Genomic DNA, 20,859 nt, shown 5'->3' with positions numbered 1-20,859 from the left:
AAATTAGAAATGAAAAGAAGCCAAAACGAATTAACTCGCTTTGGCTCCCTGTGTATTTGAAAAATGATCCGTTACTCCCGCTTCTTCTAACATCCAACTTATGTGACATCCATATCCACTCGTTGGATCATTAACGAAGACGTGTGTAACAGCACCAATGATTTTGCCATCTTGAATAATTGGACTTCCACTCATTCCTTGTACGATCCCACCTGTAGCTTCTAGTAGCTTAGGGTCCGTTACTTTGATAACCATGCCTTTTGTTGCTGGTTGCTTCTGAGGAACCGAACTTACGATTTCAATATCGTATTCTTCTACCTCTTCCCCTTCTACAACCGTTAATATTTTGGCAGGGCCCTCTTTTACATGAGTCGAATGAGCAATTGGCATTTTCTTATCATGAATTTCATTTTTTAAATTTGCTTCTTTTAACGTTCCAAATATCCCAAAGGAACTATTTTTTTCAATTGTACCTAAAACGTCTCGTTGATCAGATAAACTTGCTAATTTTTCACCAGGATCTCCATTGCTTCCCTTTTCAATAGATGTGACAGAAGAACGGATAATCTGTCCATCATGAACAACAATTGGTTTTTGTGTATCTACATCTGAAATAACATGACCCAATGCCCCATATTTCTTTGATTCTGGATCATAAAAGGTTAAGGTTCCTACTCCGGCTGCTGAGTCACGTATATAAAGACCCATCCGGTAAGAATGTTCTCCTTTTGCCTTAATTGGCGTTAACTCTTTATTAAGCGTTTGTTGATCTCGCTTAATTTCAAGTTTCAATGAATTACCTTTTTCTCCTGCTGATTGGACGTATTCTCCAACCTGACTCATACGTTGAATCTCATGATCATCAATTTTGGTGATCATATCTCCTACCTCAATACCGGCAATTTCACCAGGAGATGTGTTTCCATCATCACCTTCAATTAAATGATGACCCACAACAAGAACTCCTTCGGTATTCAGTTTTACACCAATTGATTGACCGCCAGGAATAACTTCCGTTTTTGGTAAAACATTTACATCGATACTTTTTACAGGAAAACCTGCGACCTCTACCGATGCATGATTCGTAATTTCTGTTTCACTTGCTCCACTCATTTGAAAAGTAAGTGCTGATGGCGCAGTAGTTGCAGTTATAGCTTTTAGTGATTTGGTTGCATCCACTATTGGTGTCATTTCCCCTTCATAAACAGTCATAGCTGTGGGAATCTTAACCCATTCACGTACACCATCCGAAAAACCTAAACTTACGACAAATAGTAAAACAAGAATACCCAATGTTTTTCTTACTGCATCGCCTCTCACTCACTTCACTCTCCTAGCTCCTTGCCCACACCTCCGTTACTGGCTGTACTATTAATGTTGCCTTAGAGTTGTACATTTATAACTGGAACAAAAAGAAAAAAGCTATCCTTTTTTGGCTAGCTTTTCATGCAGGCTGTTTGAGCGATTCAGCAAGTTCTAAGAGCTCTTTTGCGTGTTCTCTCGTCAACTCTGTAACCTCTACACCAGAAATCATACGTGCAATTTCGTTTATTTTTTCTTCTGTTGTTAATGCCTTAACAGAAGTTTTTACACGATCATTCTCTTCTTGTTTTTGAATATAGAGATGAGAATCAGCCATTGCAGCAACTTGAGGCAAGTGTGTAATGCAAAGCACTTGCGAACCTATCGAAATGGCATGTATCTTCTCGGCAATGGCTTGAGCAACACGACCGCTTACACCGGTATCAACTTCATCAAAAATAACAGCTGTAACCCCTTGTTCATTTGAGAAAATTGATTTAATGGCGAGCATGATCCGCGAAATCTCTCCTCCAGAAGCTACCTTCGAAAGAGGTTTCATCGGTTCTCCAGGGTTTGTCGATAAATAAAATTCAACTGCATCCATTCCGTCTTGGCTAAAAGGAACCTTTTTTCCATCAATAACGGGAGATAGTTTACTTGCAGGCTTTTCCATCACTCGTACATCAAAAATCGTTTTCTCCATATATAACGATCGTAATTGCTCATGAATGGAATTTGTTAACTCTAAAGCCGCTTGTTTTCGAATATTGCTTAATGCTTTTGCTTCCACTAATAAGTCTTGCCACAAACCATCGAGTTCATTTTGCAACTTGGATATTCGATCATCTTTATGAATGATGGAGTCTAATTCCTCTTCCACTTTCGAAGAATAAATCAAAATATCATCCACTGTTTCTCCATATTTTCGTTTTAAACGCTGGATCTCATGCAGTCGTCCTTCAATAAATTCAAGGCGATTCGGATCAAATTCAATCTGTTCGACTCGATCTCGTAAAGCGTAAGCCGCTTCTTCTAATAAGTAATAGCTGTTACTAACAGATTCAAATACGTCTTTGAGCTCTTGATCAATAGAAAGAGCTTCTTCCAGATGGGATACAGCATGATTGATAAAATCAAGGCCTTTCCCCTCTCCATATAAGCTCAAATAACTATCCTGCAAAAGAGAGTATAATTTTTCACTATGAGCAAGCTTATGTCTTTCATTCATCAATTGAACGTCTTCTTCTGGCTTTAATCCTGCTTGTTCGATTTCTTCTAATTGATATTGATATAAATCCACTTTTTGAGCGAGTTCTTGTTCATTTTCACTCAATGAAAGAACTTGTTTTTGAAGATGCTGTGCTTGTTGAAATAACGTCTGGTATTCCTTAAACGTATCTCCAAGCTTCTTAAAGGCAAATCCATCCAACATAGAAATATGCTCTTCTGCTTGCATCAGGCTTTGATGTTCGTGCTGACCATGAATATCGACAAGTGCTTGTCCAATCTCACGTAAAATCGCCAAAGTAACCAACTTTCCATTTATTCTGCAAATGCTTTTACCTTGTGATGTAATATTTCTTCTTAAAATAAACATAGAATCCTGTGCATCAATGCCAAACTCCATTGCTTTTGTAATGATCGGATGGTCATCTTCCACTATAAATAAACCTTCAATTTCCGCTCGTTTTTCACCATGTCTTACATATTCGGCAGATCCACGGCCGCCAAGTAGGAGCCCAATTGCATCAATAATAATCGATTTCCCAGCCCCTGTCTCTCCCGTCAATACGGTTAAACCTTTTTCAAATTGTACAGTTAATTCATCTATTATGGCAAAATGTCGAATAGATAATTCGATTAACATTTCACGATCCCACCCTTATAACATATCTAAAAATCGTTGAGTTACTTCTGGTCCGTCTTCTTTGTTCTTACATATGATTAAAATGGTATCGTCCCCACAAATCGTTCCCATGACCTCAGTCCAATCTAAATTATCAATCAAAGCACCAATCGAATTGGCGTTACCCGGTAGAGTTTTCATCACAATAAGATTATCTGACCTGTCAATACTAACAAAGCTATCCATTAAAGCACGCTTTAACTTTTGTAATGGATTAAACCTTTGGTCAGCTGGTAAGCTGTATTTATAACGTCCATCCAACATTGGTACTTTAACAAGATGAAGTTCTTTAATATCTCTAGATACAGTAGCTTGCGTAACATTATAGCCCTCTGTACGCAGCTGTTCCACTAAATCATCTTGAGTTTCAATCTCATTATTCACAATGATATCTCTAATCTTAATATGTCTTTGTCCTTTATTCATCTTTATCACCTATTTCTACACTGTCTCATATCTTCATTATCTACGTAATGTAGCAACAATACAACATTTGTATCGACAATTTCTTTCAAAAAAAATAATTTGTGCCCTTATTTCATACAAATTAGTGAATAAATAATCATTTTCTTTAATCTTTAATAAAAGTGAGAGGTCAGATGCCGCTCCCGGGATGGGGGGCACGCTTTCCGCAGGCGGGCGTTGAACTAACCGGCACGCCGGTGGATTTCAACCTGCCCTATCCTCCTGCAGGAGTCGGCCTCTCCATCCCGTCCGCTAAATGTTACTTCCTATCAAAAACACAAAAAAAATCGCTCAATACTTTAGAATAGAGTTATCACACAACATACTAAAGAGAAACGATTTTTATACGTAACCAAAAAAATAAAGATAACATAAACAACTTTGTTCCTTATAGATTATACCAATTTATCAGATTGTACATGAGGCCAATTAATTGGTTAACTAACCTGCCTTAAAAAGATGAAAACCTGGAGACAAATCCTATGTCTCCAGGTTTCTTCTTTTAAGAGGGCGCGTGTGAGACGCCTCCGAATTATTCTTCAAGTTTTGCTTTTAATGATTCATGCGCCTCTGCCACTACATCACGTACGGCTATTGATTCATTTACGGAACCATTATCGCCGAGATATTGTAGATGCATTAAAAATTCGATGTTTCCTTCTCCTCCTTTGATAGGAGAATAACTTAGTCCAGAGACAACATATCCTTCTCTTGATGAAAATTCAATGATTTGATTCAATACGTCTTCATGAACAGATTTATCACGTACAATTCCTTTTTTTCCAACCTGTTCTCTCCCTGCTTCAAACTGCGGTTTTACTAATGCAACTACTTCACCGTTTGGAACAAGAATCGTTTTTAAAACAGGCAAAATGAGCTTTAAAGATATGAAGGACACATCAATGGTGGCAAATTGTGGTAAGCCTTCATGAAGATCTTCTGGCTTAACATACCGAAAGTTCGTTCGTTCCATTACAGTTACTCGCTCATCTTGTCTGAGCTTCCAAGCGAGTTGATTGTATCCAACATCTAAAGCATATACAGATTTAGCGCCGTTTTGAAGAGAGCAATCCGTAAATCCGCCTGTTGATGCCCCTATATCTAACACGATCTTATCTGCTAAATTAAGATTGAACTGTTCAATTGCTTTTTCAAGCTTTAAGCCACCTCGACTGACATAAGGAAGTGGGTTCCCTTTTACCTCAAGGGGCGTGTCACGATCAATTTTTACACCTGGCTTATCCATTCTCTCCGTTCCAGAGTAGACAAGCCCAGCCATAATCGAGCGCTTCGCTTTTTCTCTTGTTTCCATTAACCCACGTTCAACGAGCAACACATCTATTCTTTCTTTCTTAGTCAATATGGTTACGCCCTTTGCTTTTTTTTCGGTAGCATCGTTAGTAATTGATCTGATACATTCGCAGAAGTTAGGCCAATTTCCTCCAAAAGCTCCGAAACGCTTCCATGTTCGATGAATTCATCCGGAATTCCCATTCGTTTCACTTCAACGTTATGATAGCCATTATCATGGAAAAACTCTAAAACCGCACTTCCAAAACCAGCTTGAAGTGCTGCTTCTTCTAGCGTTAAAATAGGTACTTTCATTTGAGCTATTTCATGCAAGAGCTTTTCATCAAGCGGTTTTGCAGAATTGGCATTCACCACTTTTACGGATAAACCTTGTTTTGTTATTTGAGTTACCGCTTCTTCTGCTACCGGGATCATTGTCCCAAACGTGAGAATACAGGCGTCAGAACCTTCATGTAACGTTTCCCATTTACCAATCGGCAATTGTTTTAGTTCATCATCCATTTTAATTCCATATCCATTTCCACGTGGGTAACGAACTGCAATTGGACCGTCATCGTATTGGGTAGCCGTATAAATCATGTGTTGAAGTTCATTTTCATCTTTAGGCATTAAAATAGTCATATTAGGTAAGTGACGAAGATAAGCAATGTCAAACACCCCTTGATGGGTTTCGCCATCGGCACCAACAAGTCCAGCACGATCAATCGCAAAGATGACATTTAAATTTTGTCTGCAAATATCATGAACAACTTGGTCATAACCACGTTGCAAGAAGGTTGAATAGACTGCAAATACAGGCTTCATCCCTTGTGTAGCTAACCCACCAGCCATCGTTGTGGCGTGTTGTTCTGCAATCCCAACATCAAACATTCGCTTTGGAAACTCTTTTGCAAACACGTCGAGCTTAGTTCCACCTGGCATAGCGGCAGTAAGTGCGACAATTCGTTTGTCTTCGCGCGCAATCTTTTTAAGTGTTTCGGCAAACACTCCACTGTAACTAGGAGGTCCAGGTTTTTTTACAACTTCTCCAGACTCAATCTTATACGGGCCAAGTCCATGCCATGTCCCTTTCGCATCATTTTCAGCTGGTTCATATCCTTTGCCCTTTTTCGTTAAAACATGAACAAGAACAGGACCTTTTGTTTTCTTCGCATACTTAAGATTCTCAGCCAAATCATCAAGGTCATGTCCATCTACAGGTCCTAAATAAGTAAAGCCTAATTCTTCAAAGAAGATGCCTGATACAAGTAAGTACTTTAAGCTATCCTTTACACGTTCAGCGGTAGAAGCTAACTTTCCTCCAAAAGCAGGAATCTTCTTAATTAGTTGCTCCAATTCCTCTTTGGCCTTATGATACTTTCCGGCTGTTCGCAAACGTCCTAACACATTATGAAGCGCCCCTACATTCGGAGCAATTGACATCTCGTTATCATTTAATATAACTATTAAATCCGTTTGTTCATGCCCAATGTGATTTAATGCTTCAAGAGCCATTCCACCTGTTAATGCTCCATCTCCGATAATAGCAACGACATTATCATCTGTCCCTTTTAAATCTCTTGCTGTTGCCATTCCCATTGCGGCAGATAAAGAGGTTGAGCTATGTCCCGTTTCCCATACATCATGCTCACTTTCATTGCGTTTAGGGAATCCACATAAGCCTTTATATTGACGTAATTTATCAAATTGATCAGCACGACCTGTAAGAATTTTGTGAACATATGCCTGATGTCCTACGTCCCAAATAAATTTGTCCTTTGGACTATCAAAAAGATGGTGCAGGGCAAGCGTTAACTCGACCACTCCTAAATTCGGACCGAGGTGACCACCTGTTACTGACAATTTCCCAATTAGAAAATGTCTAATATCTTCTGCCAATTCTTCAAGTTCTTTTTTCGAATAATTTTTAAGGTCGTTTGGGTCTTTAAATTCCTCTAGTTTCATAAAGGAACCCCTCACTTTCGAGTCAGTTTTTCTTTTTCTTTGATTTTCCATTCGCTGAAAAAACTTTTATTTTCAGTTTTACCTCTAACAAATATAATAATCTACCCACTTGATAGATAATTGGAGTTGCATAATGAATCGCCAATGTCTTTCCGACTGCTTTTCCTCCTACTGTTAAAGCTGCAACCACACTCGTAAACAAAATAGAGATAGAAAATTGTTGAATCGATGTATCTCCATATCCTAATTGAAGAGATAGTTGTAAGACAACGTAGGCTGAGGCAGTCCCACTAATAATACCAGAAATATCACCAATAACATCATTACAGAAATTTGCAAATTTATCTGCATTTCTAGTGATTAACACAGCATGTTTTGCACCATGTAAACGTTCTGACGCCATTGCATGAAATGGTTTTTCGTCTGCTGCTGTAGCGGCTACCCCTATTGTATCAAAGAACACACCTAAAAAGACAATAATAAAGACAATCACCATACCGATTGCCCACGTTACTCCACTTAATATAAACGTAGAAATAACTGAAAAAATAGCCGCTAGCACAAGCGTGATAACGGCGATTCCCAAACTCCAATGTATTGATTTCTGAAGAGGTTTCATAATTATCTATCGATCACCTTTTTACAAAGTTCTATGTATAATAGAGTGGTCATTTAAAGAGTAAACTCTGTAGCTTAGGTCCAGTAGGATTTCCCAGTTCAGCTCCACTGCGTCGCCGCAAGAGGCGGTTTCCCTTTATACTGAACTTGACGTTGTCACCAAGCGTCAGACTGGATTACCACTTAGTCTACACTGCAATCCTCTTTAAATGTCAAAATGAACAGTCTAGGAGATTTCCTCAGCAGTTCCTTGCCATTCTTTTATCCTCTTTTGCAGAGTAGATTTCATATGGGTAAAGTCAATGCGTGTTGGCCGACACGTCTTGACCTCATTTCCATAATCCCCTCTCCCTCCACTCAAGGCAGGCTACGCTGCAGACAAGCTCCCTAGCTTGCCGTTGCAGGTTCATACCCTTTGCCCTAGTACCATACTCGTGCATGGACCGAACAAAAGGCCTCCACAGTAGGAGGGTCAACGCCCACATGCCTTTGTGGATCGCCCTACTACCTTTTCTCCCAGTTAAGACCCAAGGCTGGGCGCCTCAAGCCCAAACAAGGAGCTTCATCGATGTGCCCTTTGGCGGATTTTTAGCCCCGCCTTCAAGAATGGAGAACCGACTAGAATACTGCACCACTCATTTGTCAGGCTATTATAGCATGAGCTAATTACAAGCTCAATGGTAATGCTTTGAAATTAATGATCACGCTCTGCCACATAGTTTGTTAACGTTAAAAGTAATTCATGATTCATATCTACTCTATATAAGTATTCCTTTGCTTGTAACATATGCTCATTAAGCTTCATTTTTGCTCCGTCCAACCCTAATAGATTCGGGTACGTACTCTTATTATTGCCATCATCACTGCCAATCGGCTTACCTATTGTCTCTTGGTCTCCTTCGACATCAAGTATATCATCCTTTATTTGAAACATGAGACCAAGCTCTTTTGCAAACATACGAAGGTTACCTATATCACCTTCTGAAGCACCTGCAATAATAGCGCCCGAAACAATGGAAGCTGTTAGCAGATCCCCTGTTTTATGATGATGGATATATACAAGTTCTTCTAATGAAAGAGATTTATTTTCTCCCTCAATATCAGCAACCTGTCCACCTACCATTCCCTCTGGTCCTGCTGCTTTTGCTATTTCTTGGATTAATAATAGCTTTTGCTCAGCTGATACTTCAGCCTGTTCCATTTTTGCAACAAGTTCAAAGCTATATGTAAGTAAAGCATCTCCTGCCAATATGGCTAAGGCTTCTCCAAAAACTTTATGATTTGTTGGTTTTCCACGTCTCATATCATCATCATCCATCGCAGGTAAATCATCATGGATTAAAGAATATGTATGAATCATTTCCATTGCACAAGCTACATCTAAGCCTGATTCAATCCGTTTATCAAAACATTGAATTGTTGCTAATAGTAAAGCAGGTCTTATTCGCTTTCCGCCTGCCTCTAGAGAATAAATCATAGCTTCTGCCAGTCTTTCTGGTACGGATAATCGCTCAATATGTTGAGGTAGACGTGCCTCAACTTGACCTTTTATTTCTTTTAAGAAAGAAGTAAGCTCATGATTCACGTTTACTCATCCTCCTGAAAATGTAACAGCTCCAATTCCCCATCTTCATGAAGGATTTGATCCATTTGTTTTTCCACTTTTTCTAATTTTTCATGGCATTGCTTTGACAAGGCCATTCCATCTTGAAACATGGCAATCGCTTTTTCTAGAGGAACGTCCCCTTGTTCAAGCTTCTCTACAACTTGTTCCAATTCTTTCATTGCCTCTTCAAAAGTCAGTTCCGTTTTTTCTGTCATCTTTTCGTTCCTCCTATTCCATTTGATCTGTCTCTTCTACTACACAATGAATTTTTCCATCTTTCAATTGAATATCCAACTTGCTGCCAGCGGCAACCTGTTTTGTTGATTTTATTAATGAATTCTTTTCTTGATCGTAGACTAAGCTATAACCACGATCCATTAATCGTAAAGGACTTAGAAGATTTAATTCACCGATAGCTTTCTCAAAAGGAATTCGTTTGCTCTTAATTTGTTCGCGCATTGCCTTTATAAGAGAAACTTGCAGCTGATTGGTTTGTTCAGTTGCTTGTCTTACTCTTACTTGAGGATGAAGCATAGTTAATGTTTTGTCCAAATGTTGTAAGTGTTTACTAGGTTCAGTGATGGTTTGCGAGATCGATCGCTTAAGCCTCTCCATATATCCATCAAGTTGTTGCTCTTTTTGACGAATGAGTTGCTCAGGGTATCGGAAAGCATAGGAGCGTTTGAAACGCTCTAATTTAGCTTTTTCATCCAATACTCTGTCACTCATTACCTTCTTTAGCCTTCTTTTCATCATGGCTAGGTTTCTTTGCACTTCTTGATGATCCGGAACAGCAAGTTCGGCCGCTCCTGTAGGGGTAGGAGCGCGTAGATCGGCAACAAAATCACTAATTGTAAAATCTGTTTCGTGTCCCACCGCTGATATAATTGGTACTTGAGCTTGAGAAATGGCTCTTGCAACCCCTTCATCATTAAAGGCCCATAATTCTTCAATAGAGCCACCGCCACGCCCTACAATTAAACAATCAAAACATGCTGCAAGATCAGCTTGTTCAATAGCTCGCTTAATAGAATATGGAGCTTGGTCACCTTGAACTAAGACAGGCAGTAACGTAATTTGAGCAACAGGATAACGGCGCTTTAACGTAGTAATAATGTCTCGAATGGCAGCTCCTGTCGGAGACGTAATGACCGCAATACGTTCTGGAAAAAGCGGTATAGCCTTTTTTCTTTCTGGAGCAAACAACCCTTCTCTTTCCAGTTGAGCCTTTAGTTTCTCATAAGCTAAATACAAGCTCCCAATTCCGTCTGGTTGCATTTCTTTTGCGTAAAATTGATATTGGCCATAGGGCTCGTACACATTGACTTCGCCACGTAACAATACCTTCATTCCATTTTCTGGTTTGAAGGTCAAATATCTATTGTGACCAGCAAACATAACTGCTTGCATTCTTGATTTATCATCCTTAACTGTAAAATAAAGATGACCACGACTATGCAACTTTACATTCGAAAGTTCTCCTCTAAGCCAAACACTTTGCAGTCTTACATCTTCTTCCATCAATGACTTGATATAACGAGTCACCTCAGAGATCGTTAGCACATCTTTAGCCGTCATTTAAAAAACCTCTATGAACGCTTTCTTGCTGACAGAACCGTATTCTCTAACAGCATGGTAATCGTCATCGGGCCTACTCCACCTGGTACTGGCGTGATATAGGAAGCTTTGTCTTTCACACTATCAAAATCAACATCTCCTACAAGCTTTCCATCAACACGATTAATGCCTACATCCACTACGACGGCTCCTTCTTTCACGTCCTCAGCTCCAACAAATTCTGGTTTACCGATGGCTACAATTAGAATATCAGCTAGATTCGTTAGTTCGCGTAAGTTCTTCGTTCTAGAGTGCGTATATGTAACTGTTGCATTTTCATTTAATAACAGTTGTCCTACTGGTTTACCAACGATATTGCTTCGTCCCACAACAACAGCGTGTTTTCCAGCTATGTCAATTTCAGCTTCTTTTAACATTTCAACTACCCCAAAAGGCGTACAAGGTAGAAATGTATCTTCTCCTGTCATCATTTTTCCAATGTTAATAGGATGGAATCCGTCAACATCTTTGTTTGGAGCAATCTTTTCAATAACAGCTTGTTCAGAAATATGTTCAGGAATAGGAAGTTGAACTAAGATCCCATCAATAGATGAATCATGATTTAAGCGCTCGATTTCAGCCAAAAGTTCTTCTTCGGTAATAGTATTTGGTTTTTTTATAAGAACAGAATGAATTCCAGCTTGCTCACATGCTTTTTCTTTTGCACGTACATATGTTTGTGATGCTGGATCTTCTCCTACTAAAATAACCGCTAAACCCGGAACCACTTGTTTGGAAGCTAATTGTTCCACATCTTTTTTCAACTGTTCCCTTTTTTTAGACGCCAATTCTTTTCCATTTAACAATAATGCTGTCATGATCAAATTCTCTCCTTTTTATTCCTCTATTTATTTACGTTTTCCATTGCTTTTGATAGTACACCATTCACAAACTTTCCAGATTCTTCCCCACCGAACGCCTTAGCTAATTCAATTCCTTCATTCAACGTAACATTGACCGGAATGTCTTCAATAAATTTCATTTCGTAAATGCTCATACGCACAATTGCCCGATCAACGAGCCCCATACGATCAAGTGTCCACCCTTGTAAGCTAGAAGAGATAATCGGATCGATCGTATTTTTATGTTCTAGAGTTCCGTGAACGAGATCAAGCATAAATGAACTTGGAGTCTCGCCTTCATCGACTACACTCTCAATCGCAACATTTGCTTCACTCTCGGTTAAATCTATTTGATAGAGCGCCTGAGCTGCTCTAAGTCTTGCCACTCTTCGATTCATTAGTCAAACTCCTTCTGCACGTTTAATATGTTGATAATAGCATAACACGTAGTCCTAAAACAGAACAATTTATAAATAATTTGTTCACAATATTCGCTTTCCTTCAAAACTACCAGTTTTGAATCGTGTTGACTCTCTGCTAGCTAGTATAGCCAAAAAAGTTACAATTCAAAAAAAACAAAAAAGAAGGTGTTCCAATTCGTCAAATTTGACAGTTGGAACACCTTACGTACATATTAAACTTCTTCTTGTTCAGGTAATTCAGTTGATTCAAATTGTACTCCAACGACATGAACATTAATCGCTTGAAGTTCGATAGCTGTCATCGTTTGTAAAGCTTGTTTAATATTTTGTTGAATTAAATTAGCCACTTCAGGTACTGCCACACCATAAGTGATAACAACCGATACGTCAACAGTAATTCCATCCTCTGCTAACTCTACCTTTACACCTTTACCGTGGTTTTTTCTACCTAATCTTTCTGCCACGCCTGTTGCAAAATTCCCACGCATAGTGGCAACCCCATCCACTTCAGAAGCAGCAATTCCTGCTATTACTTCTATTACTTCAGGTGAAATTTCCACTTTGCCTAGTTCTGACTTTTGCTCCTCTAGTTCGAGAATATGATTTTCATTCATTTGATTTCCCTCCTATTTATTACGTATTTTTTTGAAATAAATACTTGTAAGAAATTGTTAGAGCTTTAATGACATCACATCGTAATGTTCAAGGAACTTTGTGTTAAAATCACCGGAAATAAATGTTTCATGGTTCAAAAGACGAAGGTGAAACGGAATCGTTGTCTCGACACCTTCCACTTCAAACTCTTCAAGAGCTCGTTTCATCTTTGCAATTGCCTCGGCACGTGTTGCACCGTGTGTGATTACTTTAGCAACCATAGAATCATAAAACGGAGAAATCATATAACCAGGGTATACCGCTGAGTCAACACGAACACCTAAGCCACCTGGTGCTAAGTAGTTTGTAATTCTTCCTGGAGACGGCATAAAATTCTTTGCTGGGTTCTCCGCATTTATTCTACACTCAATTGACCATCCTTGAAACGTTACATCTTCTTGTGTAAGTGTGAGTTTCTCATTGCTTGCTACTCGAATTTGTTCCTTTATCAAATCAACACCCGTGACCATTTCTGTAACAGGATGCTCTACTTGAATTCGAGTATTCATTTCCATAAAGTAAAATAGGTCATTATTGTGATCATAGATAAACTCAACCGTCCCAGCACCAGAGTACTCTACTGCTTTCGCGGCATTTACAGCAGCTTCTCCCATTGCTTTTCTTGTGTTTTCTGAAATAGCAGGTGAAGGTGTTTCTTCAAGAAGCTTTTGCAATCGACGCTGAATGCTGCAATCTCTTTCGCCTAAATGGATGACATTGCCATGGTTATCAGCTAAAACCTGAATTTCAACATGTCTGAAATCCTCGATGTATTTTTCAATGTACACACCTGGGTTTCCAAAGGCAGTTGCAGCCTCTTGTTGTGTAATATTCATTCCCTTCTTTAACTCATCAGGGGTTCTAGCTACACGAATTCCTTTTCCACCGCCGCCAGCTGTTGCTTTAATAATAACTGGATAGCCAATTTCTTCAGCTACGCTCAGACCAGCCTCAATGTTTTCAACAATCCCACTTGAACCTGGCACAATAGGAACTCCTGCTTTAGCCATTGTTTCTCTAGCAACATCCTTCGTTCCCATTTGATTAATGGCCCAAGGACTTGGACCTATAAACGTGATGTTACATGCTGCACATATTTCTGCAAAATCTGCGTTCTCCGCTAGAAAGCCATATCCAGGATGAATGGCATCTACTTCGGTTAATGTAGCTGCACTCATAATGTTAGTAACATTTAAGTAACTTTTACTTGAGAGTGTCGGGCCTATACAAATGGCTTCGTCTGCTAGTCTTACATGTAATGAATCTTTATCAGCTTCTGAATAAACGGCCACTGTTTCAATATCTAACTCTCTGCAAGCACGAATAATTCGAACTGCAATTTCCCCACGATTTGCAATTAAGACCTTTTTTATCATCGTATCTCTCCTATGTTAACCAAGCTCTACCACAAATAATGGTTGTCCATATTCTACAAGTTCACCGTTTTCAGCTAGAACTTCCGTAACTTTCCCTTTTACTTCAGCTTCAATTTCATTCATTAGTTTCATTGCTTCAACGATACAAACAACGGATTCTTCAGTAACTTTATCCCCTTGTTTTACGTATGGCGCAGAGTCTGGAGATGGCGCAGAGTAAAACGTTCCGACCATTGGTGAAGTGATTGTATGTACATTAGCATTTGTTGCAGTAGCAGGTTCTTTAGGTTCTACACTTGTTGGAGCTTCTTTCGCAGGCATTTTTGTTTCAACTGCAGCAGGTGCAGAAACAACTGGAGCTGCTTCTCTTGAAACCTCAACTACTTTTTCAACGGTTTGAACAGGAGCTTGTTGTTTTTTCAAAACAAGCTTTGTTCCTTCTTGTTCGAATTTAAGTTCATCTACATTAGATTGATCTAGCGCTTTAATTAATTCTTTTAACTCTTGAACTTTTAGCATGAAACATGCCTCCCTCTCTTTCCCTCATTAATTTGTTGCTTCGATAAGGGATATCTAATCATCGTAATATTTTAAGAATATAGCGTAATAGTATCTTCGACAAGTCGTTTTAAATCCCTTCCATCTCACAATGGTCTTAGAGATTTAGTGACATAAAAGGTTAATCAGACTTCAATCTAATTAACCTGATTTTTTATGCTTGTTCCTCTGACGCTTCTTCCACTTCGGCCTTCACTAAAGCATCCTTTTTATACTGACGGAAGACAGGAAATTCGGATAAGTTATCAGGTATCTTCCCGTTTTCAAGTAGAATAATTTTTACGATATTTTTGTTACGAGCCATATGAAATTTATCTCCATATTCATTCTCTTGTGTATATCGTTTTAAATTTTGATAGTCTTCTTCCTGAATAGAAACAGCATATGTATCTTCGTCACCTTCTTCAGGCACTTGTTCAAATCCAATTTCAAATTCAACAATTTGAATATTATCATTTTTAATATTTCTTGTTTGCTCTAGAACAGCTTTTGCTCCTTCTGTTAAATCATTCCATTCCATTACAATCGCTCCTTTTTTGTTACTTTGCGTATTATATCATAGACAAATAACTCGAAGCCATTGCTATATAAAAATATGTCCTTTTTCTGCGAAATGAAACCTTCTTACCACGTGATATATGAGGAGAAAATAGCAAAGCCGCCAAGAAGGCGGCTCTACATTTTTATTGAGATGATTGGTGAGCTACAGTAACTGTATTTCCTGATCCTAAGTGAGCATACGTCATGCTAAGAATTTCATTTGCTTGTTCGCGTGAAAGCTCTTCAGTTTGAACGATGACACGTACTTGATCTTCTTCTGCCATAACCAATGCATCTTCAAATCCTTTAGCCATAATTAATGTTTCTAATTGTTGCTCCTTTTGTGCTAAACGTTGTAATTCAATGCTTTTATCATGAGCTTCAGACTTAAGTTCAGCAGATGCGTCTGATGATGCGACAATTTGCGTAAACTCCTCAGCCATACGATCACGTGACGCTCGAAGCTCCATTCGAATCGTTGCAAAAGCTTCATTTGTTGAGATGCTAGAGATGACACCTGATTCCGTTTCTTCCGCAGCAGCCTCGTCTAATTCCTCAGCGACATTAACAACTACTTCGTTTGCATCTCCATTAGCCATTTCTTCAAGGTTTAATTCGCTATCTTCTTGCACTTCGTCAAATGCAACCTCTTCACCTGGAACTGGACCTGGGGATTGTACATAGTACACTGAAAGTACAATAATTAAACTCAACATTGTTAATAACCAAACTGTTTGCTTTTTTAAGACCATTATAAGTCCTCCTTTGTTTTCTTCGGCATAACCGAAACTCTATGTGTTGGAACATCAAGTGCCCGACTTACTGCTTCTACAACCCAACTTTTCACTTGAGCGTTTTCCACTCCTTTGGCCACAACTAGCACCCCACGGACGGAAGGTTTCTCTTGCTCAACTAAAATAGGTTCTTCCTTATCACCATTTCGCCTAATAACAAGCTGTTCATCTCTAGAAATATCTTCTACTTTTCTCGTTCCACCTTCACGATCCGTTTCATCTGTGTTTTGTTTCGTTTCGTTTGTGTTTCTTTCATACACATTGCGCTCTGTATTAGCCAAATTGACCATAACCGAGACATCCGATATGCCTACAATTTGTTCAAGCGCTTCTTTTAGCTGATTTTCATAGCGCATTTCATAGTCTTGCATTGAATTAGGTTCAGCTGAAGAGGTATCTCTCCCAAAAGCTGGTTCTACCTCTTCCTCTTCATCACTAAAGACGGGTAAGGATTGTTCTTCGTCTCCTGCTGGATTGGTCAGAAGGTTGCCCGTAATCATGAGCGCTACACCTACACAACCAAGAAGCAAAATGTAATGAAGAGGCAATCGTTTCTTCTTTCCATTTTCAGGCTTCTTAAATAGGGCTTGTAGCCATTGTTGATCCTTCTGTTCGTCGCGATTCATTGTGCTTGTTTCCCCCCTTCCCAAGCTAATAAAATCTTATCTTGTGGGATCTGCCAATTTTCTGAGAGAAAGGATTGAACAGGTTTTAAGTCATGATTCGTCTCCTCAATCCCTTTGTCCATTGTTCTCGGTGTAGAGGTATCAATATGGACAACTTGAACCGGTGAAACATCTTCTGACCTTTCGTTCTCACTCTCTTCTTCAGGAGTGGATGAAGACTGCACATAGACATGAATCGCATGAATTTGTTCTACAATTTGCTCTTCATCTATGATTTGATTTAAGTCCCCATTCAGATCAATTTCAACTTGTTTTATTTCCATTGAATGTTGATCTTTTAATGCTCCTTCTACTTGTCTCTTCAATTGGACAGCCACCTGTTCTAAGGTATATGCACGTACACCCGACTCTATATCTCTTTTTTGTAAATTTATTGTTTCATTTATAGATTTTTCTTGTTGGTCCGTTTGTTCAGACAAGGCAAAGAGCCATTCGTCCACATCTTCCGTAAAAATGGTTAATAAAGGTTGAAGCATCACTACTAATAAGAGAAGACCTACTACCATTTTGACGTATCTTTGCATATTCGAATTTGGCAGCATCAGTTCTAAAATAGTGGCGAGTAAGATTAATAAAATGATATTCGTTAGCCATTCCGTCAAAAATCCCAAGGTACTCTCTCCTTTCTAGAGACTTTTTTCTTTCTTAGTGCGAACATAGTTGCGATGGCTTCACTCGCCGTGCGCCTTTTAGGAGAAGTTCACTCCTAAAAGGCTTAAAATCGTTACGGCGTATAGCTCTCGCTCCTAGTTTGGGTTAAGTGGTAACTGTTCTTTGTCTTTACTAGTGCGAACATGGTTGCGATGGCTTCACTCGCCGTGCGCCTTTTAGGAGAAGTTCACTCCTAAAAGGCTTAAAATTGTTACGGTGGTTCCGCTCATCGCTTCGAGTTTATGAAAAAAGGAAAGTTCGCCTTTTTTCATAAACTCTCTATCTCATCATGATCGATAAATTCCCTGCTGCTACCATGATGGTGATGGCTAGGAAGAACATGAGGCAGACAACAGCCATGGCGGCGAAGACAAAGATGACTGCTTTTCCGATGATGGATAAGCATTCAATGATTGGACCTCCTCCTAACGGCTGAAGGACAGCGGCAGATAAGTTGAAAATAATGGCTAATGACAACACTTTTATTGCTGGAAATGCACATAGCATTAATAAAATCCCAAGTCCTGCAATTCCAATCGTGTTTTTCAACAATAATGACGCACTTAAAACCGTATCTGCTGCATCTGTGAACATTCGGCCAATTACAGGAACAAGATTTCCGGCAATGAATTTTGCTGTTCTAACGGTTATTCCATCTGATACAGCAGTCGCTGCTCCTTGCACAGAAATTACTCCAAGAAAGACGGTTAAAAACACACCTAAAGTTCCAATTGCGATGTTTCTTAAAAACGTTGCCAGTTTTGTCACCTTATAATGATCAGTTAATGTACTGACAATGCTTAATACGGTTGATAAAAATAACAGTGGTAACACAACATGTTGAATTAATAAACCACTTGTATTCACTAAAAAGATAATAAGCGGGTGAAACAAAGCTGCTGATGTAATGTTTCCGATTGCTGCCATCATCGCCAATAATAGCGGAAGCATTGCAATCATAAAGTGAACCATACTTCCAATTGCATCTTGTGCATAAGAAATCGCTACCTGAAAACTATTAAGTGCTATGATCATAAGGACCATATACGTAATGGCATAAGCTACTTTGCTGACCGTTTGTTGTTCAAAAGCATTTTGAAGTGATTGTAATATCATACAAAAGACGGTAAGAAGAATGAGTGAACCTAGTAACTTTCCATTCACTAACAATTCATGTAATAGATACCGAACAAGACCCAATCCCCACTCTTTAAATGAAAATTGCTTGTCCCCTCGGACAAATTCCATGAACGTACCTTTTTGACTTTCAGGTAAAAAACCACCATACTCTGTAGAGATTTGTTCCCAATAAGCTCTTACTTCGTCGAGCTGAAGTTGTTCCAATTGTTTGTCAACAAATCCTTGCTCGTCCAACGGTTCTGTTTCAGCAAAGCTGATTGGTGCAAATAGTAATAAGACGGTAACTACGATAATTCCTTGAACGATGAACCGTATATTCACGCTTGTCCCTCCAATCTCCCTCTCCTACGATGGTAATAGAGAAAGAACCATTTCAATGACTGCAGTTAAGATTGGGATGGCCATCACTAATATAAGAATTTTTCCAGCAAGTTCAATTTTTGAAGCGATAGCAGCTTGTCCTGCATCCTTCGCAATTTGGGCACCGAACTCTGCTATGTATGCAATACCAATGATTTTTAGTATGGTTTGCAAGTACATCATGTTCATGTTTGCTTGTTCAGCAATCCCCTCAAGCATGCTAATAATCTTGACAATCTCATCAATTAGAAATAAAAAAATGAGAATACCAACAAACACTGTTAACATAAAAGCAAATAATGGCTTTTGTTCTTTAACGACTAGGGCTAGGAAGGTTGCGATAAGTCCTAACCCGACAATCTGGATAATATCAATCGCAACTCACCCCCCTACCCTTGAAACAGGAAGACCCCTTTTATTTTCTGAAATAAATCATCAACAATAGTGGCCACCATATATAGGACTACGACAAATCCAATCAAAGTGACCCAATGCGCCCAGTCTTCCTTCCCCATTTGTTTCAAAACTGTATGAATCATGGCTACTACAATTCCAATTCCTGCTATTTGAAAAATGGTGTTAACATCATACACCACAACCTCTCCTCCTCCTGTCCTTTACAACATCAAGATGACGATTAATAGACCTGACAAAAATCCCAAGCTTTTGATCATCCGCTCATACCGATGTTGACGATCTTTTGCCTCTTGTTCTTCTCGCTCTAGATGCGAAAGTGTGAGCTTAATTTGCTTTTGTTGTTGTTCTCGGTCATGCTGCCCAAGCGTTGCACCAAACTGCATCATCACTTCCCTTTCACTTTCTAACATCGAAGTTTGTCCCCATGTTTCTTTTAAACTTTCTTCCCATGCTTCAAATGCAGTTTCTTGTTTATTTAGCAATCTGTATGCAAATTGTTCAAAGAAGTTTGAGATAGGTTTTGGCATTTGTTTGGCTATATGCTCACTTGCTTCAGCTAAAGGTGTTAACCCATACATGATTTCTGCTTCTAAAGATTGAATTGCTACTTTTAATTGTCTAAGCTGCTTTGGTCTATCACTCAATCTTTTGGCGCCTTCAAAACCGACCCACGTTGTTGCAAGGATGATCAAAATTGCGCCGATTAGCTTCACGTTACTTTCACCACGTCTTTCCTGTCTTGATTACGAATTCTTCTAATGACACCGGCATGAGTCGTTCTTGTGAGTTCAATGCATCGTTCAAACACACCAAGCTCCATTAGTGTTCGTAGAGCAGGTCGACGTTCTACATCTTCTACTGAGAAACCATGAGCTGTCGTCATCACCTTTACCCCTGCATGTAGAGCTTCTTGCACAGCCACTACGTCTTCCTCCCGTCCAATTTCATCAACAATAAGGACATCTGGACTCATCGAACGAATCAGCATCATCATTCCTTCAGCTTTCGGGCAACCGTCAAGCACATCCACTCTCGAACCTAGTTCTAGTTGGGGGATTCCTTTCATACTTGCTGCGATCTCTGATCGCTCATCTACAATTCCTACTTTAAGAGGAGGAATGTTTCGCCTTGGCATTCCGTTGCTAATTAACCTAGCCACATCTCGAAGCATAGTTGTTTTCCCTGACTGTGGCGGGCCAATAAAAATGGTGTTTAACCATCTATGATCATACAAATGAGAAATGATTCCCTCTGCGACTCCAATCGTTTGTCTGGCAATTCGTATATTAAATGAACTAATATCTCGTAACGTCTTCACTTGTCCGCGATCTAAAACGACTTTTCCTGCTAGGCCGACTCTATGACCACCTTTAATCGTAATAAATCCACGTCGCAGCTCTTCTTCAAAGGCATACATTGAATACTGACTAAGCTGATTTAGTAAGTATTTTGCATCCTCAGCCCGAACGAGATATGATTGGTTTTTTATTTGAGGATAGTGGGGTCGCCCTCCCGAGATAACTTCAAGAGGTCGACCAACTCGAAGACGAACTTCTTCTACATTTTCAGCAACATATGCGTCTAAGTGGTTGATCATTCGTTGGATATTTTCTGGTAAAATGAATGCTATATCTCGTAACATGTTTTTTC

At 39.2% G+C, this 20,859-nt stretch carries 23 protein-coding genes; all 23 read right to left on the bottom strand.

Annotation, left to right across the window (positions count from 1 at the left end):
- Positions 1-30: 30 nt before the first annotated feature.
- The 23 genes from spoIVB to spoIIIAA all read right to left on the bottom strand — a co-directional run bounded on the left by spoIVB (position 31) and on the right by spoIIIAA (position 20,851).
- Positions 31-1,320 (bottom strand): SpoIVB peptidase, encoded by a 1,290-nt coding sequence (gene spoIVB, locus N0O92_RS20245; protein ID WP_315616455.1) that lies wholly within the window; start codon positions 1,318-1,320, stop codon positions 31-33.
- A 124-nt stretch (positions 1,321-1,444) separates the two neighbouring features.
- Complete coding sequence (gene recN / locus N0O92_RS20240) at positions 1,445-3,169, bottom strand: DNA repair protein RecN (protein WP_315616454.1); 1,725 nt, start codon at positions 3,167-3,169, stop codon at positions 1,445-1,447.
- Between the two features lie 15 nt (positions 3,170-3,184).
- Positions 3,185-3,634 carry a transcriptional regulator AhrC/ArgR gene (gene ahrC / locus N0O92_RS20235; protein ID WP_315616453.1) on the bottom strand — a complete coding sequence of 150 codons (450 nt, stop codon included), beginning with the start codon at positions 3,632-3,634 and terminating at the stop codon, positions 3,185-3,187.
- Between the two features lie 571 nt (positions 3,635-4,205).
- The gene (locus tag N0O92_RS20230) at positions 4,206-5,036 is read right to left on the bottom strand and encodes a TlyA family RNA methyltransferase (RefSeq protein WP_315616485.1); all 831 of its coding nucleotides are present in this window, start codon (positions 5,034-5,036) and stop codon (positions 4,206-4,208) included.
- A gap of 2 nt (positions 5,037-5,038) precedes the next feature.
- A complete protein-coding gene (dxs, locus tag N0O92_RS20225) occupies positions 5,039-6,928 on the bottom strand; it encodes a 1-deoxy-D-xylulose-5-phosphate synthase (protein ID WP_315616452.1) in 1,890 nt (629 codons plus the stop codon).
- 22 nt (positions 6,929-6,950) lie between these two features.
- Positions 6,951-7,547 carry a hypothetical protein gene (locus N0O92_RS20220; protein ID WP_315616451.1) on the bottom strand — a complete coding sequence of 199 codons (597 nt, stop codon included), beginning with the start codon at positions 7,545-7,547 and terminating at the stop codon, positions 6,951-6,953.
- A 693-nt stretch (positions 7,548-8,240) separates the two neighbouring features.
- Positions 8,241-9,131, bottom strand: coding sequence for a polyprenyl synthetase family protein (locus tag N0O92_RS20215; protein WP_315616450.1), 891 nt, complete (start codon positions 9,129-9,131; stop codon positions 8,241-8,243).
- A gap of 2 nt (positions 9,132-9,133) precedes the next feature.
- On the bottom strand, positions 9,134-9,367 hold the full coding sequence (locus N0O92_RS20210) for an exodeoxyribonuclease VII small subunit (RefSeq protein WP_315616449.1): 234 nt from the start codon (positions 9,365-9,367) through the stop codon (positions 9,134-9,136).
- Between the two features lie 13 nt (positions 9,368-9,380).
- Positions 9,381-10,730 (bottom strand): exodeoxyribonuclease VII large subunit, encoded by a 1,350-nt coding sequence (xseA, locus tag N0O92_RS20205; RefSeq protein WP_315616448.1) that lies wholly within the window; start codon positions 10,728-10,730, stop codon positions 9,381-9,383.
- An 11-nt stretch (positions 10,731-10,741) separates the two neighbouring features.
- A complete protein-coding gene (gene folD, locus N0O92_RS20200; protein ID WP_315616447.1) occupies positions 10,742-11,587 on the bottom strand; it encodes a bifunctional methylenetetrahydrofolate dehydrogenase/methenyltetrahydrofolate cyclohydrolase FolD in 846 nt (281 codons plus the stop codon).
- Between the two features lie 26 nt (positions 11,588-11,613).
- Positions 11,614-12,009, bottom strand: a complete 396-nt coding sequence (nusB, locus tag N0O92_RS20195; RefSeq protein WP_315616446.1) for a transcription antitermination factor NusB — start codon at positions 12,007-12,009, stop codon at positions 11,614-11,616.
- A 236-nt stretch (positions 12,010-12,245) separates the two neighbouring features.
- Positions 12,246-12,647: an Asp23/Gls24 family envelope stress response protein gene (locus tag N0O92_RS20190; protein ID WP_315616445.1), complete on the bottom strand. Its 402-nt coding sequence runs from the start codon at positions 12,645-12,647 to the stop codon at positions 12,246-12,248.
- A gap of 57 nt (positions 12,648-12,704) precedes the next feature.
- The gene (gene accC, locus N0O92_RS20185) at positions 12,705-14,063 is read right to left on the bottom strand and encodes an acetyl-CoA carboxylase biotin carboxylase subunit (protein ID WP_315616444.1); all 1,359 of its coding nucleotides are present in this window, start codon (positions 14,061-14,063) and stop codon (positions 12,705-12,707) included.
- A gap of 15 nt (positions 14,064-14,078) precedes the next feature.
- The gene (accB, locus tag N0O92_RS20180; RefSeq protein ID WP_315616443.1) at positions 14,079-14,582 is read right to left on the bottom strand and encodes an acetyl-CoA carboxylase biotin carboxyl carrier protein; all 504 of its coding nucleotides are present in this window, start codon (positions 14,580-14,582) and stop codon (positions 14,079-14,081) included.
- A gap of 193 nt (positions 14,583-14,775) precedes the next feature.
- Positions 14,776-15,141, bottom strand: coding sequence for a hypothetical protein (locus tag N0O92_RS20175; protein WP_315616442.1), 366 nt, complete (start codon positions 15,139-15,141; stop codon positions 14,776-14,778).
- A gap of 163 nt (positions 15,142-15,304) precedes the next feature.
- Positions 15,305-15,913, bottom strand: a complete 609-nt coding sequence (locus N0O92_RS20170; RefSeq protein WP_315616441.1) for a SpoIIIAH-like family protein — start codon at positions 15,911-15,913, stop codon at positions 15,305-15,307.
- A complete protein-coding gene (spoIIIAG, locus tag N0O92_RS20165) occupies positions 15,913-16,581 on the bottom strand; it encodes a stage III sporulation protein AG (protein ID WP_315616440.1) in 669 nt (222 codons plus the stop codon). Before spoIIIAG ends, N0O92_RS20170 begins: the two co-directional genes overlap by 1 nt.
- Positions 16,578-17,252, bottom strand: coding sequence for a stage III sporulation protein AF (gene spoIIIAF, locus N0O92_RS20160; RefSeq protein WP_315616439.1), 675 nt, complete (start codon positions 17,250-17,252; stop codon positions 16,578-16,580). Before spoIIIAF ends, spoIIIAG begins: the two co-directional genes overlap by 4 nt.
- Before the next feature lie 319 nt (positions 17,253-17,571).
- Entirely contained in the window at positions 17,572-18,726 is a 1,155-nt protein-coding gene (spoIIIAE, locus tag N0O92_RS20155) for a stage III sporulation protein AE (protein ID WP_315616484.1), read from the bottom strand.
- Positions 18,727-18,777: 51 nt separating this feature from the next.
- Positions 18,778-19,167, bottom strand: a complete 390-nt coding sequence (spoIIIAD, locus tag N0O92_RS20150; RefSeq protein ID WP_315616483.1) for a stage III sporulation protein AD — start codon at positions 19,165-19,167, stop codon at positions 18,778-18,780.
- Between the two features lie 14 nt (positions 19,168-19,181).
- Complete coding sequence (spoIIIAC, locus tag N0O92_RS20145) at positions 19,182-19,388, bottom strand: stage III sporulation protein AC (RefSeq protein WP_034630453.1); 207 nt, start codon at positions 19,386-19,388, stop codon at positions 19,182-19,184.
- A gap of 21 nt (positions 19,389-19,409) precedes the next feature.
- The gene (spoIIIAB, locus tag N0O92_RS20140) at positions 19,410-19,922 is read right to left on the bottom strand and encodes a stage III sporulation protein SpoIIIAB (protein WP_315616438.1); all 513 of its coding nucleotides are present in this window, start codon (positions 19,920-19,922) and stop codon (positions 19,410-19,412) included.
- Positions 19,919-20,851, bottom strand: coding sequence for a stage III sporulation protein AA (gene spoIIIAA / locus N0O92_RS20135; protein WP_315616437.1), 933 nt, complete (start codon positions 20,849-20,851; stop codon positions 19,919-19,921). The genes spoIIIAB and spoIIIAA overlap by 4 nt, the downstream gene beginning before the upstream one ends.
- Positions 20,852-20,859 lie beyond the last annotated feature (8 nt).

Origin of the sequence: Alkalihalobacillus sp. MEB130 (assembly GCF_032335535.1) — a bacterium.
In the GTDB taxonomy this organism is placed as follows: Bacteria; Bacillota; Bacilli; order Bacillales; family Bacillaceae_D; genus Halalkalibacter.
The sequence above is the reverse complement of the archived record's forward strand: the minus strand, read 5'-3'. Positions and strand labels throughout refer to the sequence as shown.

Coding starts and splice junctions, on each gene's coding strand:
- recN (WP_315616454.1), bottom strand. CDS start 3,169: ATGTTAATCGAATTATCTATTCGACATTTTGCCATAATAGATGAATTA.
- ahrC (WP_315616453.1), bottom strand. CDS start 3,634: ATGAATAAAGGACAAAGACATATTAAGATTAGAGATATCATTGTGAAT.
- dxs (WP_315616452.1), bottom strand. CDS start 6,928: ATGAAACTAGAGGAATTTAAAGACCCAAACGACCTTAAAAATTATTCG.
- N0O92_RS20220 (WP_315616451.1), bottom strand. CDS start 7,547: ATGAAACCTCTTCAGAAATCAATACATTGGAGTTTGGGAATCGCCGTT.
- N0O92_RS20210 (WP_315616449.1), bottom strand. CDS start 9,367: ATGACAGAAAAAACGGAACTGACTTTTGAAGAGGCAATGAAAGAATTG.
- xseA (WP_315616448.1), bottom strand. CDS start 10,730: ATGACGGCTAAAGATGTGCTAACGATCTCTGAGGTGACTCGTTATATC.
- folD (WP_315616447.1), bottom strand. CDS start 11,587: ATGACAGCATTATTGTTAAATGGAAAAGAATTGGCGTCTAAAAAAAGG.
- nusB (WP_315616446.1), bottom strand. CDS start 12,009: ATGAATCGAAGAGTGGCAAGACTTAGAGCAGCTCAGGCGCTCTATCAA.
- N0O92_RS20190 (WP_315616445.1), bottom strand. CDS start 12,647: ATGAATGAAAATCATATTCTCGAACTAGAGGAGCAAAAGTCAGAACTA.
- accC (WP_315616444.1), bottom strand. CDS start 14,063: ATGATAAAAAAGGTCTTAATTGCAAATCGTGGGGAAATTGCAGTTCGA.
- accB (WP_315616443.1), bottom strand. CDS start 14,582: ATGCTAAAAGTTCAAGAGTTAAAAGAATTAATTAAAGCGCTAGATCAA.
- N0O92_RS20175 (WP_315616442.1), bottom strand. CDS start 15,141: ATGGAATGGAATGATTTAACAGAAGGAGCAAAAGCTGTTCTAGAGCAA.
- N0O92_RS20170 (WP_315616441.1), bottom strand. CDS start 15,913: ATGGTCTTAAAAAAGCAAACAGTTTGGTTATTAACAATGTTGAGTTTA.
- spoIIIAG (WP_315616440.1), bottom strand. CDS start 16,581: ATGAATCGCGACGAACAGAAGGATCAACAATGGCTACAAGCCCTATTT.
- spoIIIAA (WP_315616437.1), bottom strand. CDS start 20,851: ATGTTACGAGATATAGCATTCATTTTACCAGAAAATATCCAACGAATG.